At 28.3% G+C, this 14476-nt stretch carries 14 protein-coding genes; 8 read left to right on the top strand and 6 right to left on the bottom strand.

The window, feature by feature from the left end:
• Window positions 1-83 precede the first annotated feature (83 nt).
• The 4 genes from PTZ02_RS18905 (at window position 84) to PTZ02_RS18890 (ending at window position 3643) form a co-directional block, all read left to right on the top strand.
• Window positions 84-539 (top strand): RNase H family protein, encoded by a 456-nt coding sequence (locus PTZ02_RS18905; RefSeq protein ID WP_274229296.1) that lies wholly within the window; start codon window positions 84-86, stop codon window positions 537-539.
• Between the two features lie 409 nt (window positions 540-948).
• Entirely contained in the window at window positions 949-1380 is a 432-nt protein-coding gene (locus tag PTZ02_RS18900) for a transposase (RefSeq protein ID WP_274229295.1), read from the top strand.
• Between the two features lie 55 nt (window positions 1381-1435).
• On the top strand, window positions 1436-2392 hold the full coding sequence (locus PTZ02_RS18895; RefSeq protein ID WP_274229294.1) for a ParB N-terminal domain-containing protein: 957 nt from the start codon (window positions 1436-1438) through the stop codon (window positions 2390-2392).
• A gap of 495 nt (window positions 2393-2887) precedes the next feature.
• Window positions 2888-3643: a hypothetical protein gene (locus PTZ02_RS18890; protein WP_274229293.1), complete on the top strand. Its 756-nt coding sequence runs from the start codon at window positions 2888-2890 to the stop codon at window positions 3641-3643.
• Between the two features lie 330 nt (window positions 3644-3973).
• On the opposite strand, the gene PTZ02_RS18885 is transcribed toward PTZ02_RS18890, so the two are convergent.
• The 3 genes from PTZ02_RS18885 to PTZ02_RS18875 form a co-directional block, all read right to left on the bottom strand.
• Window positions 3974-5281, bottom strand: a complete 1308-nt coding sequence (locus PTZ02_RS18885) for a hypothetical protein (RefSeq protein WP_274229292.1) — start codon at window positions 5279-5281, stop codon at window positions 3974-3976.
• 408 nt (window positions 5282-5689) lie between these two features.
• Complete coding sequence (locus tag PTZ02_RS18880) at window positions 5690-7279, bottom strand: hypothetical protein (protein ID WP_274229291.1); 1590 nt, start codon at window positions 7277-7279, stop codon at window positions 5690-5692.
• 98 nt (window positions 7280-7377) lie between these two features.
• Entirely contained in the window at window positions 7378-8946 is a 1569-nt protein-coding gene (locus PTZ02_RS18875) for an ABC-F family ATP-binding cassette domain-containing protein (RefSeq protein ID WP_274229290.1), read from the bottom strand.
• A 205-nt stretch (window positions 8947-9151) separates the two neighbouring features.
• Here PTZ02_RS18875 and PTZ02_RS18870 point away from each other — a divergent pair, with 205 nt between their 5' ends.
• From PTZ02_RS18870 to PTZ02_RS18855, 4 genes are all read left to right on the top strand, one after another.
• Window positions 9152-9295, top strand: a complete 144-nt coding sequence (locus PTZ02_RS18870) for a hypothetical protein (RefSeq protein ID WP_274229289.1) — start codon at window positions 9152-9154, stop codon at window positions 9293-9295.
• A gap of 150 nt (window positions 9296-9445) precedes the next feature.
• A complete protein-coding gene (locus PTZ02_RS18865) occupies window positions 9446-10000 on the top strand; it encodes a biotin transporter BioY (RefSeq protein WP_274229288.1) in 555 nt (184 codons plus the stop codon).
• Window positions 9987-10361: a DUF1284 domain-containing protein gene (locus PTZ02_RS18860; protein ID WP_274229287.1), complete on the top strand. Its 375-nt coding sequence runs from the start codon at window positions 9987-9989 to the stop codon at window positions 10359-10361. Before PTZ02_RS18865 ends, PTZ02_RS18860 begins: the two co-directional genes overlap by 14 nt.
• A gap of 78 nt (window positions 10362-10439) precedes the next feature.
• Entirely contained in the window at window positions 10440-11627 is a 1188-nt protein-coding gene (locus tag PTZ02_RS18855) for a pyridoxal phosphate-dependent aminotransferase (RefSeq protein ID WP_274229286.1), read from the top strand.
• A 134-nt stretch (window positions 11628-11761) separates the two neighbouring features.
• Here PTZ02_RS18855 and PTZ02_RS18850 read toward each other — a convergent pair whose 3' ends face one another.
• The 3 genes from PTZ02_RS18850 to PTZ02_RS18840 form a co-directional block, all read right to left on the bottom strand.
• A complete protein-coding gene (locus PTZ02_RS18850; RefSeq protein ID WP_274229285.1) occupies window positions 11762-11908 on the bottom strand; it encodes a hypothetical protein in 147 nt (48 codons plus the stop codon).
• A 40-nt stretch (window positions 11909-11948) separates the two neighbouring features.
• Complete coding sequence (locus PTZ02_RS18845; protein WP_274229284.1) at window positions 11949-12887, bottom strand: CPBP family intramembrane glutamic endopeptidase; 939 nt, start codon at window positions 12885-12887, stop codon at window positions 11949-11951.
• A gap of 244 nt (window positions 12888-13131) precedes the next feature.
• Entirely contained in the window at window positions 13132-14370 is a 1239-nt protein-coding gene (locus PTZ02_RS18840; RefSeq protein ID WP_274229283.1) for a competence/damage-inducible protein A, read from the bottom strand.
• Window positions 14371-14476 lie beyond the last annotated feature (106 nt).

Below are 14476 nucleotides of genomic sequence, written 5' to 3'. Positions count from 1 at the left end.
ACATAAAAAAAATGATCACTACAAAAACGTTAATCTATTTAACTTGCTTGATTGGTAGTGTTATTACGTAGGAGGTTTTTGAATTGAATATAAATATATACTCAGATGGATGTTGTATTAATAATGGTTTAGAAAACGCAGTTGCTTCATGGAGTTATGTGGCAGTTGATGAAAATCGTGAAATAATTAGAACAAGTGTTGGTAAAGTTGAGGGAGCCCAAAATAATAATAGAGCAGAGTTAACAGCTTTTATAAATGCACTTCAATATGTTCGTAATGAACGTAATGAATCATTTACTATTCATGTTGATTATGAGGCTCTTTACCTATACTGCAATGGTAAGGCTAGACCTAAATCAAATCTTGACTTGTATCGCCAAATAAATTATTTAATGAATATGTGTGGTGATAGGATTACAGTTGAAAAAGTCAAAGCTCATAAAACACGAGATAGTTTTTCCAATTTTATCAACGGCGTAGTTGATACTCTAGCTAAAAAGTTTCTCGAATTTATCGCTAACGAAGACTTTAAAGGTTAATTTAACTTAATATTTAATCAACAATATATCCAATAAAAAGCTGTCAACTTTCTCGACGGCTTTTTTATTTTGAAATTTTATTAATTAAATTTTCTATGTACATAATTCTTGCGCGTACTCTTCATTATATAAAACCCTATTTCACGCAAAGTTTTTTTGTGAAATTGGCTCTATTAAACGATTTTGAGCATTTTTTTAATTTAATTTAATTTTATTTCACGCAAAGTTAAAAAAATAGTATTTTTTGTATTTTAACAGAAAAGTAGGGAGGGTTTTTTATATTTTTGTAGAATTATACTTTATACGCTTATTGCTTCCTATCAAAAATTATGTTTTTTACTCTAATATAAAAAAATGAAAATTGTTATTAAACATATAATTTAATATATCAAGAAAGGATTAAACTATTATGAAAAATAATTATAGCATTGGATTTAAAATTGATGCAGTACAAAGATTTATGGAAACTAATGAACCTTTGAACAAAATAGCAAAAGAAATAGGAGTGCATACAGCGACTCTTAATAACTGGATAAAAACTTATCCAGAATTAGTAGCAGATATTAGCACCAAACCAAAAGATAAAAATTTTAGGAAACTATCAACTAGTGTAGAACTCGACGCCAATGATTTTACCAAAAGTAATCTAATCGAAAACGATGACTCATCTATCGATGATTTGTTATCTTCATATATAGAAGAAGCTGGGAAAAACATCTCTGTTTATTTGAGTAGTAAGACACTTAAGCTCTTAAATGAATATAAAAAAAAGAAGAATCTAAACAGTAGATCCCGTATAATTGATGCTATAGTTTACGATTATCTATCAAAATACAAATAATAATTTTGCTACAAAGGAAAGACCATACTATTAGGTATGACATGAGGTTATGAAAATGAAAAAAATAGTCATATACTCAGATGCATCTATTAAAATAAAAAAACAAGCAAATGCTACTATAATCTTTGATAAATCTAATGAAAATGAAAAAACTCTAATATATAGAACTGGTGGTGGAAATAACTCTCAAGAAGCAGAACTATATAGCGTTCTATATGGATTAGAATATGTTAAAGAATTTATTCAAATTGAAGATGAGGAATTATTTATAGAAGTAAGAACTGATGAATTATTTATTGTAACATTTATAAATAATAAATTACACATTGAATGGGACAAAATATCCTGGAGAAAAGGAACAAGTACAAAACCATTAAGAAAAGATGCTCTACTATGGTATAGCCTCACGCTCCTTATTAAACATTTTGGTATTGATAATATATCTGCTACAAAAGTGACAACAAAAGAAGATAAAACACATAGACTTGCAGATAGAGTAGCTAATAACATGTTGCCTATAGCCTCATTAAAATTCAGACAATTTTATAAGGTCTCTCCAAACCCATTTACAAACATAAAAGATTTAATCAATTTATCTGAAATGATTGAAATTCCTGAATTAGAATTGGATTTATCTGATCTACCTTGGCGTAAAGCAAAAAAGAAACATAGCAAAAAAAAAGAAAAGAAAACTAACATCATTTCATGGATTGGTAAAGTAACTGATTCTATTGTTAATATACCTACAAAAGACATTATGCTAGAGGAAGAAATACACTTAAACTGCCATAAACTTAACTTTAATGGAAAATTGAAAGAATATAGTAAACAAGAAAAAATAGAAAACCCTATAGCAGTTAGAAAAATATCTGATAACAAATATGCTTTAGTAATGGGAATTCAACGATATTTCGCTGCTAAAATCTTAGATATTGAAGTTATACCTGCTATCATCACTGATCTTAATTATGCTGACTTTAGTACAAAAATGGATGAATTGATTAATAATTAACTTATCATAGTTTTTACTTAATCACACACAATATTTTTATTCAAAAGGGTGTCGTGTTTCGCGACTCCCTTTTAAACTTTTATGGTTATTTATATAATTCATAATTTAAAAATTAATTAAACTAAGAAATGAAGGGGCATCTTATAAAGACTTGCCTTAAGCTATGAATTACATTTTTCAATCTCTCACAACGCATAAAATATTCCGAAAACAGCTTAATTGATAAAATTATATACTCAGACGGAAGTTGTATTAATAATGGTTTAAAAAATGCAGTTGCTTCATGGAGTTTCAAGGTTTTTAATTCCAAATTCTAACTCCTTTCATGTCTAAGTTATTCTAGCTACTTTACTTTATTATTATAATTTCATTAATAACAATTATTGTTTTTTTATAAAGTATATGATATCGTATGTATAGACAAGTATAGTTAAGTATAGTTAAGTATATAAATCTATATTTGTATTTGCACCTATCTATACACTATTTTTATAAATGCTTAAGGAAAGGGAAGATATTATGGATAAAACTTTATTATCTATTAGACCTAATAAACAAATAAGCGCATTATTTATGGAAATACAACAATATCATGAAATTGCTAATAGAAATGAAATAGTCAATTGGGCAATAGAAAAAGCTATCGATCACAATATTGATTGGAGAACAATATCAAAATTTAAAATAGATGAAGATGTAGATGAACTCAAGCAACCTGATTTTATGCAAATTAGAGTTGAAAAAAATAAGTATAATGCCATTTCTGAAGAAATAAAAGAATTCTTTGGATTAGAACGAGTAACAGCGCCTTATTTAATTCGTTTAGTACTTGCAAATTACTTATCATCTTTGAAAAACATTGAAAAAAACAAAATGTTTACTACATCTGAAAAAATGATAGATTTCGGAATAGATTGTATGGTATTTAAAAATGAATATGATACATCTAATTACCAAAAGAAAGAAATTCTACTAGAACTCTGCCGTAAATATTTAGAAAATTGTAATCTTGAAATGAATGAAAGCATTCGCAAGCAAATAAATCTCAAAATAGAAGCATTTTCTGATTATTTTAACGTAAACAAGTATTACCCTCCCCGTCGTAGTACACTAGGAAAATGCAACATTATATATGTTTCAAAGGTTCTAGCTGGACTCTTTCTAGTAGTCGCAGAAATAGATGGTTATGATATTGGCCAGCTAATGGAATCATTTCAACAAAAAATAGAAAATGAAAAATCTAAGATATAGGTTTGTATATCGTACATTTAGGCACCTCATTAGTAGGTGCTTATCTTATATTTATTTTTAGTAGCAAAAGAAGACTTTTAAAATCTAATTTTGAAGCATGCTACTTTAAGACCTACTAGAATTTAAAATATTGTTTAGTATATTTTTCAACTTAGCTTCTTTAAAGTATCTTTTACTCTTTTCATTTATATTTTGTTCTATTATTAGTTGTATAGGGAAAGCTCAAGCCCTTGTAAATTAAAGGCTTGAGCTATCTTAATTCTTAGTAATCTTATTTTGTGAGACCGCATATTTTAGTTGTCCAACTCACACAAGTAACATAATCTCACATTAGTAATTATCATTGCTCTTATTAACTGCACTATTGTATATTTCTTCAGTAATTTTTAAATAGTCAATTATAAAATCTTTTGGTACATTGTTGGCTACAAGCTCTTTTATTTGCAATACAAGTTTATTGTATGTTTCTAATCCTTCCTTAACAGGATCAGTTTCCTTCTCTTGTTGTCGTTTCTCATCAATGCAATACAATTCATTTATTGAAAACCCTAATTTAAATATTTCATCACTATCTCTCTCAAAAATATTGTCACAGATATACTGACTTAAAGAAGTTTGGACTAATTCATAAGGTCTGTCAAAAGGTATCTTTGAATATTGTCTTAAAATATTATTTTTCATATTCGTATAAATAGCCTTATGTACTTTCTCAATTTCAACATCATATTCTACTTTAAAGTTCGAAGCATAATTTACTGATTTATAAATAATATTAATAACTATTCCAAGAGAATATTCCATAAGAATATCTTCTAAAAAACTATAAATATCCTTTTTTATAACATTATCTATTACGCCTAGATTCATAGCAACAGTCCTTATGTCTAAATACTTCATGCATTCATCTATACAAATTTCTAACCAACATGCTTCTATATCTTCATACTGAAATCTTTTAATCAATTCTTTTTTCACATCAATATTCCTAATATCACTGTTTAAATTTAAAGAATATGATAATGAGTAAGGATAATAACTAATAGATTTATCCTCTTCTAATATAAAATAATTTAAATCACTTTCATCAACATTAACTTTAATCGTCCCATTTTCCAGCATTGCCTTAAGAAATTCCATACTATCTTCTATATATGAATGAGTATTTTTAAAATAGTCTTTTTCTGCTAATACTCCAATGTTATATCCTATTCCTCTATCCTTTAGTAATCCAATAAAGATTAATTCTTTAATACTTACCTCATCTAGAGTAACTGGTTTTGTAGTAAATAATTCTCTTACTATTTTTCGCTTTTCTTCTTGTTTTTTTTCCATCTCAACTCTTCTATACTCTATACATGCCTTGCAATGACAATTCTTAGTTCCATCATGTCCGCAGGAGGAACAGATTCTTTTTAAATTATTTACTGAATCACAATACGTCCTACTTTCTAATTTATATTTTATTTTACTACCACATAATTCACACTCTTCATCAGTGTATAACGTGACACTCTGTATAAAATTAGAAGTATACACCACTCCATGCTTTTCCAATAACGCTTTAACTGTAATATTGTTTTCGTAATACTCTTCAATTATTTCTCTTAACTCATCGTTACTTAAATCTTTAACCTTCATAGTTCACCCTCCCCCTTTTATGATTGCCAATATCTATATACCATATATTTAAAAGGTTACTATTACTAGCAATTCTCTGTTTTGTATTATCTGCTTACCTTTTGTGAAAATACATATCTTAGTTTTGCAACAAAGAGTACATATTAGCAAGTTACAGATAATTAGTTATTCCATCGTCTAACTGAAATTCGTTTACAACCACTTTTTTATTTTGGAGTATACTTTCAAAAGCATCATAGTTATCCTTTAAAGAAGGAAATATTTCATCTATCAATTCTATTTTTGCTTCACTACATATAAATACTATTTTAGTAATTAAAATTGCTAAATAGTCATATAAGTGTTCGATATAACTCACCAAATCGTATGATAGTTTTCATTATTCTTTTATATAAGTTATCAATAACTTTAAATTTCTTGAATACTTTCAAAATTAGCTTCGCTTTCTTCTATCTTTAAATCTAGATAATATTTAATAGCTTCATTCACTTCACCAATACTTCTAATCAATTCTATATCACTACTTAGATTTTCTTTATAAAAATTAAAATATCTTTTCATTTTCGATTCCTTTTTTTCTGGCCTAGTTACTTCTTCAAGTATTGATGGTATTAAATATGTTTTTATACTATTGTCCAGATCTCCTTTTAGATTATCTGTATATAGAATTAAATGATAATTTTGGAACCAGTATTTTTCATCGCTTTTTTGGCTCAAAAATTCAACTTTTTCATTACTAAATAATCTTTCTTTCAAGTAATATGAGATTAATATTTGGTTCTCAGAATTAATAACTAAATCAGTAGTCTCTCTCAAAACTTCATTAAATCCAAGTTTCTTTATAGCATAATAATAATATAGTTGTTCATCATTAAAAGGCTCCTTTAGTGATTCTTTATATCTTACTATAAAAAATTTTCTGATTTTATTTTTATCAAATCCCTGTAACTGTAAAAACTTATCTATACAATACAATAAACATTCTGGTGATGTTTTAAATAAGAAGCATAATTGATGATAGTCATAATTCTTAATTTGATATTTATCAGACTCTAAATCTCTAAAAAACCTAGTTTTAAAGAAATTATTTATAAATACCTTTTTTAACTTATCATCTTGTAATTTTGACATTCTATAAACCAACTGATTAATAAAATATAATTTATTATTTCTTTTAATTTCTCTATTAGTATCATCAGTATACTTCTTAAACCTTGTATTAGAATGAGCTATAACCTTTTTCCAATAACGTGCTACCATATTATAATTATTGAATGTTTCATATGTCCATATCTCTTCCTTAGAATCATTTCTCTCAAGCTGATATCTTTCTAAGACTTTATCAAAAATATTAATTATTTTTTTATTATATTTTCTATTACAGAAAAAATAGAAATCATCTGAAAAGTATGAGAAATCACATTCACTACCTATTGAACTTGATAATTCTCTTTTTAAATCATCGCTTATCTTTGTTAGATATAATTCAGCAAAATATAAGGATATATAATTACCCATTATTAGACCATTTGTTGCTCCAAGATTCATATTGGTCAGAAAATTTTCTTTTTCTCTTCCCAATCCTAAATAATGAGTGTATATCCTACCGTAAAACTCCTTAATATCTATTTTTATCATATTATCATATACTGATAATCTCTCAAAATCCTCTTCTAGCTGCCTCTCATATTCACCTTCAACAAAATCTCCTGTGTCAGTGTTGGCTGACAATCTTTTAAATCCCTCATCCATACCTTGGATAAATTCAAAGTTATCCAGGTTCTTAAACTCTTCATAAGCCCTTCGAAAATTTAATATATTAGGTAGCTTCAATACTCTATATTTATCATCCTTTTTCCTTATTCTAAAATTAATAGGATAGGTCCTATCAATTTCAATTTTATTAAAACTAGAAATGTCTTCAGGAAACATAACTGTATCAATATTAACAAAATGCTTAATTGGATTTTTAAAATTATATATATTGTTTAGTCTCATTATATCCCTCCCATACCCATTAGCTAAATTATACCATAAACTTACATATAAAAAGAGAAGCTAATTTTCAGCTTCTCTTTCCATAATATTTAGTACTCTTATTTTGTGGGACCGCATATTTTAGTTGTCCAATCCTCACAATTCCATATTTCTGTTACCACATCTCTATAGAATTCTGGTTCATGGGATACTAGTAATATTGAACCCTTATATTCTTTTAAGGCTCTTTTTAATTCTTCTTTAGCTTCTACATCCAAATGGTTTGTAGGCTCGTCTAGGATTAATATATTTGTTTCAGTATTTAGAATCTTACATAGTCTTACTTTTGCAGCTTCTCCTCCAGATAAAACCATGATTTTTGATTCTAACTGTTTTGTTGTTAATCCACATTTAGCTAAGGCTGCTCTAATTTCATATTGAGTCTTGCTTGGGAACTCTTGCCATACTTCTTCTATACAAGTATTAGTGTTTCCTGATCTATCTTCTTGTTCAAAATAACCTATATATTGATAATCTCCAAGTTCTACTTCTCCACTTAAAGGCTTAACTTTACCAAGTAGGCTCTTTAGAAGTGTAGATTTACCTAATCCATTTGCTCCAACTAAAGCAATCTTTTGTCCTCTTTCCATATAAAGATTTAATGGTTTAGTTAATGGTGAATCATATCCTATTACTAAATCTCTAGTTTCAAATATTGCTTTTCCTGAAGCTCTAGCTGCTTTGAAGTTAAACTCTGGCTTTGGTTTTTCTTTTGAAAGCTCTATAACTTCCATCTTATCAAGTTTCTTTTGTCTTGATTTAGCCATATTTGCAGTAGCAACATTTGCTTTATTTCTTGCAACGAAGTCTTCTAGTCTAGCTATTTCTTTTTGTTGCTTTTCATATGCTGCTTCTAATCTCTTCTTACTTTCATCATATAATCTTCTAAACTCATCATAGTCTCCTACATATCTTGTTAACTTTCTTTCTTCTACATGATAAATTAGGTTAACTACTGAATTTAAAAATGGAATATCATGGGATATTAGTATAAAAGCATTTTCATAATTATTTAAATATCTCTTAAGCCACTCTATATGTTCTTCATCTAAGTAGTTAGTAGGCTCGTCTAAAAGTAGTATTTCTGAATTTTGTAATAATAGCTTTCCAAGTAAAATCTTTGTTCTTTGTCCACCTGATAAGTCATCTACATCTCTATCTAGTCCTAAATCTAAAAGTCCAAGACCTTTAGCAACTTCTTCCACCTTCGCATCTATTACATAAAATCCATTGTGATCTAATAAATCTTGAATAGTTGCAGTTCTTTCAAGCATCTTTTCTAGTTCTTCTGGTTCAACTTCTCCCATTTTTCCATAAAGAGAATTCATTTCTTCTTCTAAGTCAAATAAATATTTAAATGCATCTCTAAGTGCATCTCTTATGGATATTCCTTTTTCTAATACTGCATGCTGGTCCATGTATCCAACTCTAACATTATTTGACCAAATTACTTTACCTTCATCTGGCATAAGTTTATTGGTAACTATATTCATAAATGTAGATTTTCCTTCTCCATTAGCTCCAATTAAACCTACGTGTTCTCCTTTTAATAATCTAAAAGAAACATCTTCAAATATAGCTCTATCACCAAATCCATGGCTCATATCTTTAACTGTTAAAACACTCATTTTCTTCTCTCCTTAGTAATACTTCGCTAGGATAATTTTAATAGATGGTACGACTTATTACAAGAGTATTTATTCTTATAATTTTATCCAACACTTCAATTCTTTTTATAGAATTTAAAAACTTAATTAGTTAAAAATATAATCGTAGAGTTTTAAAATATTTAATTATATTTTTATGGCTCTATAAAGAAGGGAGGTTTTGAAGATGAATAATAAAGAAAAATCAGCTACAGATAATCAGTGGGCTTCTCCAGCTGGAGATCCTACTCAAAACAGCTGTACTTGCAACGGTGAGAAAAAGCAAAAATCTGCAACTGACAATCAATGGACCTCTACCTTAAAAAAATAATTTAGTAAAATGTGTGCTATCAACTTATTGATGGCGCACTTTTTTATTTTAATTGTAAACCAAGTTTCAAATTTCAAGTTGACAATTATATTTTATCTTATTATACTATGGTATATATTTACCATATACTTTTTTAAAAAGGAGATTAACATGAAAAACACTTTATCAATTAGAGATATAACATTTATAGGTATGGGGGCTGCAATTTTAGCTGTTCTTTCTCAATTTTCTATTCCGCTGCCATTTTCAGCTGTTCCATTAACCCTACAAGTACCCGCAGTTATATTAATTTCAATTATTTTTAAACCTAAGCAATCATTTTTGTCTGTTTTAGTTTTTCTTTTATTAGGAGCAATAGGATTACCTGTTTTTGCAAGCTTTCATGGTGGCTTTAATATTATCGTAGGGCCTACTGGTGGATACCTTCTTGGATTTCTTATAATGCCTTTAATAATTTCTAATGTAGCTTCAAGCACTAATACAATTTTAATCTTCATATTAACTTATATAGCTCTTGCTTTTGATTATTTAGTTGGAGTTCTACAATTATCACTAGTAGCTCATTTATCTGTTACTGCTGCATTAGCTGCTGGACTTTATCCTTTTATCGTTAAAGATATAATTGTTGTATTTATTACTATACTATTAGGCTTAAATATAAAAAGAAGACTTAACATAGGAACTAGTTCCAATGCTATATCTTAGGCCACATCATTTATTATGCCTAAGATGGTTTGTAGGTAAAGGCTATAGTTCTGATTTTACTAAGAATATGCATGAAATACTTTTTAAGCTAAATAATACTGAGCAAAATTTCACACTTACCCTTGAAAATGATAATATTTGCTTAAAATGCCCTAACTTGAATTCATCCAATATCTGCACTAGTGCTGATAAAGTTTCTATTATGGATGTAAAAGTAATTAAACATTTCTCATTAACTCCAGATAAAACATATAATTATATTGATATTAAGAAAAAATTTGAAGATTCTATTCCAACAGAAGTAATTAATGATATTTGTGGAAATTGTGAATGGTTTTCCTTAAATCTATGTTGGAGATAGCTTAAGGAAAATTTAATTCTTTACTAAAGTGTGATAAAATAATTAGTATTACTTAGTAAATGAATGGGGGCATGTAGTATGATTTCAGATAAAATGCAGGAACTTGTTTCAACTAGCTCTTTAATACGTGCTATGTTTGAAGAAGGAAAAAGACTATCTGCAATCTATGGAGAAGATAATGTTTTTGATTTCAGCTTAGGAAATCCAAACCTTGAACCTCCTGAAAATATTAAAAATTCCATAATAGAAATATTAAATGATGAGTCACCAAACTATGTTCACGGCTATATGAACAATTCTGGTTATGAAGATGTTAGAGAAGCTATTGCAAGCTTTCTTAATAAAAAGCACTCATTAAATTTATCTCATGATAATATAGTAATGACTTGTGGGGCAGCAGGCGGACTTAATATCATTTTTAAAACATTATTAAATCCTTGCGATGAAGTTATAGTCTTTGCGCCATACTTTGGGGAATATAATAACTATGTAGAAAATTTTCAAGGAAATTTGGTAGTTGTCTCAGCTGACTTAACTACCTTTGAGCCTAATTTGGCTGAGTTAGAAATGAAAATAACTTCAAAAACAAAAGCTATTATAATTAATACTCCAAATAATCCAACTGGAGTTGTTTATTCTGAAGACTTAATAAAAAGACTTTCTGCTCTTCTAGAAAAGAAACAGCAGGAATTTAATACAAGCATTTACTTGATTTCAGATGAACCTTATAGAGAAATTGTATATGATGGAGTAAATGTACCATGTATTCTAAATTATTATAAGAATTGTCTTATAGGCTATTCTTATAGTAAGTCCCTATCCCTTCCTGGAGAGAGAATAGGATATATAGTAGCAAATAGTGATATGGATGATTTCTCTGATTTTATGGCAGCTCTAAATGTTGCTAACAGAATACTTGGGTTTGTAAATGCTCCTTCTCTTTTCCAAAGAGTTGTTGCTAAAGCACTAGATTCAGAGGTAGATGTAAACTTATATAAGAAAAATAGAGATTTATTATACAATCATCTTGTTAAAATAGGTTTTGAATGTATAAAGCCTCAAGGAGCGTTCTATTTATTCCCTAAAGCTTTAATTGAAGATGATGTTAAATTTGCAGATGAAGCTAAAAAATTCAATTTGCTTATAGTACCTGGTTCTTCCTTTGGCTGTCCAGGATACTTTAGACTTTCTTATTGTATTTCCTATGATAAAATTGAAAAATCTTTGGATGCATTTACTAAGTTAGCTAATATGTATTTAAAATAAATCAAAAAGATATTTTAAATTATAAAGAGTAACTTTTGAAAAATAATATTGGTAACATAGTATGTTAAGTTAAAAAGTCCAGCAAATTTGCTGGACTTTATTTTGTATCATATTAAAGTTATGAAATATATATTCTATTTATACTTTTTCTCTATAAACATATTTATTAATCCTATAGAAAATATTAAAGCACCAATTATCTCTATTGATTGTATAAAACCATTTAATACAGTAGTATACTCACCTACTAAATTTTTATTTGCGTAGATTGTGTTAATCATAAACCGCCCCATAGATGAGCTAAATAATATTATATTGACTTTATTTTATTATTACTATCATTGCAAATAAATAAAATACTATTATTCCAATCATCGGAAGATTTATTACTCTCTCTTTAATAAGCTCAGTCCTTAAAGCCATCTCTGTTTCCATAGAAAGACTTTCATAACAATCGTAAATCCCTTTACTCTTGCAATTCTTCTCAATCTTTCTAATTATAATTATTGAAAGTGCACCAAACAATATAGCTAATGCTCCATAAGATATAAGCGCACCGATTTTGGCATCCATTCCTAGGGAGGCAATGTCTGGAGTTGAGTTATTCTTCACAAATGGCGCAAGTATCTTTTGCAGAGAAACTTGTATTCCATTAATCATAAAATGTAATAACGAAGAGGCAAATATGCTATTAGTTACTCTAACTAAATATGCTAATACCATTCCAAGTACGGCTGCATAAAGAAATTGCTGTGCATTTAAATGAAAAATCCCAAATAATATTCCAGTAGCAATAGCTGCTATCCATTTATTTTTAAAATTATAACCTGATAGCACTACTCCTCTTAATGTAACCTCTTCTGTTATAGCTGGTGTTACTGCTATTAGTAGTAACATTACTGGATACGGAGTATCACTTATAGAGTTTATAAAATTTGAAATATCATTACTAAAAAAGAAACTTGTTATGAGAGAAAAAAGCATCATAACAGGTTGAATAGCAAAACCTAAACCAATTATTAACAAAACATTCTTTAAACTTAGTGGATTAAGCCTAAACGTCTTCTTAAAAGATGATTTAGTTACAAATATATATATTATTGCAGGTACTAAAAATAATAAAATATGATTTGCCTCTAATACGACCCTAACATCCCTAAGTCCTATTGATACTAAAAATGGATTTATAACTTCTGGTCCAAAAACACTAAGAACTAATATGATTAAAAAATATAAATTTGCTCTAAAAACTTTTTTCATAAAATTCCTACTTTCTACATGTCATTTCAAAAAGATTACCAATCTATTATTAAAATATTTTTCTTATCTCTAAATATTATACTGTATAAAAATTTATAAATATGTCTACACTATTATTGAAGCAAAATTGCTTTATACAATTTAGCCTCTCCCCCATTTAAATATAACAATTAACTGCCCTCTAGATCTTGCTACTGCATTCTAGAGGGTATGTTATTTTAATCATAGACAATGTATCTGTTCTTTATTCTTCACTTATAGTTTTTCTAATTATATTTAATGCATTCATTGTAGTTCTTATCCTAACCTTATTTCTATCTCCTTGAAACTCAAATCTTTTTGCTATTGTTTTTCCCTTATAGCTTATACCTACATAAACAAGTCCCACTGGTTTCTCCTTAGTTCCGCCTGTAGGTCCTGCAATTCCAGTAGTTGAAACACCTATATCCGTTCCAGAAGTCTTTGCTACCCCTTCAGCCATTTCTTTTGCTGTCTCTTCACTAACTGCACCATATCTTTCTAAGGTTTCTTTCTTAACACCTAATCTATTTGCTTTTGCTTCATTTGAATAAGTTACTGCACCTTCGAGAAAACATTCACTTATTCCTCCATAATTTATTAACTTTGAAGCTATCATTCCACCAGTGCAGCTTTCTGCTGTAGAAATAGTTATCTTCTTATCCACTAGCATCTTCGCAACTACTTCTTCTAATGTGGTCTCCCCTTCACCATAAATAAATTCTCCAAGCTTATCTCTAACCTTCTTCTCCATTGGGATTATAAGCTTCCTTGCATCTTCTTCATTTTTTCCTTTAGCTGTAATTCTTAATGTTACATCCACATCTTTTGCATATGGTGCAATGGTTGGATTGGTTTGAGCATCTATAATCTCTTTTATTTCTTCTGCCATATGACTTTCGCCTATTCCAAATAATCTTAGTGTTTTTGAGACTAACACATTGTCAGTAAACTTTTTTAAATATGGAATAACCTGTTCATCAAACATAGGCTTCATTTCCTTAGGCGGTCCTGGTAAAATAATTATTTTCTTACCTTTCTCGCCTTCTAATATTGCTCCTGGAGCAGTTCCATGGTTATTTTTTAGAATAATAGCTTCCTTTGGGAAATATGCCTGCTTTTTATTGCTTTCGGTAACCCCTCTACCATTATTTTTAAAATAACTTTCTAACTTTTTATAAGATTCTTCATGAAGTACTAGTTCTTGCTTAAAATATTTTGCTGCAACTTCCTTTGTTAAATCATCTGGAGTGGGTCCAAGCCCACCAGTTGTGACTATAATATCACTATTTTCAAAAGCTCTCTCAAAGCTTTCTAATATTCTTTCCTCATTATCTCCAACAACAGTCTGTCTATATACATTAATTCCTAGATTAGCTAATTCTCTTGATAAATACTGAGCGTTAGTATTGACTATATCTCCGAGCAATAGTTCTGTTCCTACTGATATAATTTCTGCATTCATTTTCTTCACCTTCTTAGAAATAGATTAATTAACTATAATAATAACACTAAATTTTGGTATTTTCTATATGGACTTCATTTCTAAAAATTCAAACTCATAAAGATTA

It is taken from the genome of Clostridium sp. 'White wine YQ' (assembly GCF_028728205.1).
Taxonomy (GTDB): Bacteria; Bacillota; Clostridia; order Clostridiales; family Clostridiaceae; genus Clostridium_T.
Note: the sequence above shows the minus strand (reverse complement) of the source record. Positions and strands in the feature narration are given on the sequence as shown.

Excerpts from the sequence above, each read along its gene's own strand:
- PTZ02_RS18840 (WP_274229283.1), bottom strand. The coding sequence starts at position 14,370 with ATGAATGCAGAAATTATATCAGTAGGAACAGAACTATTGCTCGGAGAT.
- PTZ02_RS18870 (WP_274229289.1), top strand. The coding sequence starts at position 9,152 with ATGAATAATAAAGAAAAATCAGCTACAGATAATCAGTGGGCTTCTCCA.
- PTZ02_RS18885 (WP_274229292.1), bottom strand. The coding sequence starts at position 5,281 with ATGAAGGTTAAAGATTTAAGTAACGATGAGTTAAGAGAAATAATTGAA.
- PTZ02_RS18890 (WP_274229293.1), top strand. The coding sequence starts at position 2,888 with ATGCTTAAGGAAAGGGAAGATATTATGGATAAAACTTTATTATCTATT.
- PTZ02_RS18865 (WP_274229288.1), top strand. The coding sequence starts at position 9,446 with ATGAAAAACACTTTATCAATTAGAGATATAACATTTATAGGTATGGGG.
- PTZ02_RS18875 (WP_274229290.1), bottom strand. The coding sequence starts at position 8,946 with ATGAGTGTTTTAACAGTTAAAGATATGAGCCATGGATTTGGTGATAGA.
- PTZ02_RS18845 (WP_274229284.1), bottom strand. The coding sequence starts at position 12,887 with ATGAAAAAAGTTTTTAGAGCAAATTTATATTTTTTAATCATATTAGTT.
- PTZ02_RS18900 (WP_274229295.1), top strand. The coding sequence starts at position 949 with ATGAAAAATAATTATAGCATTGGATTTAAAATTGATGCAGTACAAAGA.
- PTZ02_RS18860 (WP_274229287.1), top strand. The coding sequence starts at position 9,987 with ATGCTATATCTTAGGCCACATCATTTATTATGCCTAAGATGGTTTGTA.
- PTZ02_RS18855 (WP_274229286.1), top strand. The coding sequence starts at position 10,440 with ATGATTTCAGATAAAATGCAGGAACTTGTTTCAACTAGCTCTTTAATA.
- PTZ02_RS18880 (WP_274229291.1), bottom strand. The coding sequence starts at position 7,279 with ATGAGACTAAACAATATATATAATTTTAAAAATCCAATTAAGCATTTT.
- PTZ02_RS18895 (WP_274229294.1), top strand. The coding sequence starts at position 1,436 with ATGAAAAAAATAGTCATATACTCAGATGCATCTATTAAAATAAAAAAA.
- PTZ02_RS18850 (WP_274229285.1), bottom strand. The coding sequence starts at position 11,908 with ATGATTAACACAATCTACGCAAATAAAAATTTAGTAGGTGAGTATACT.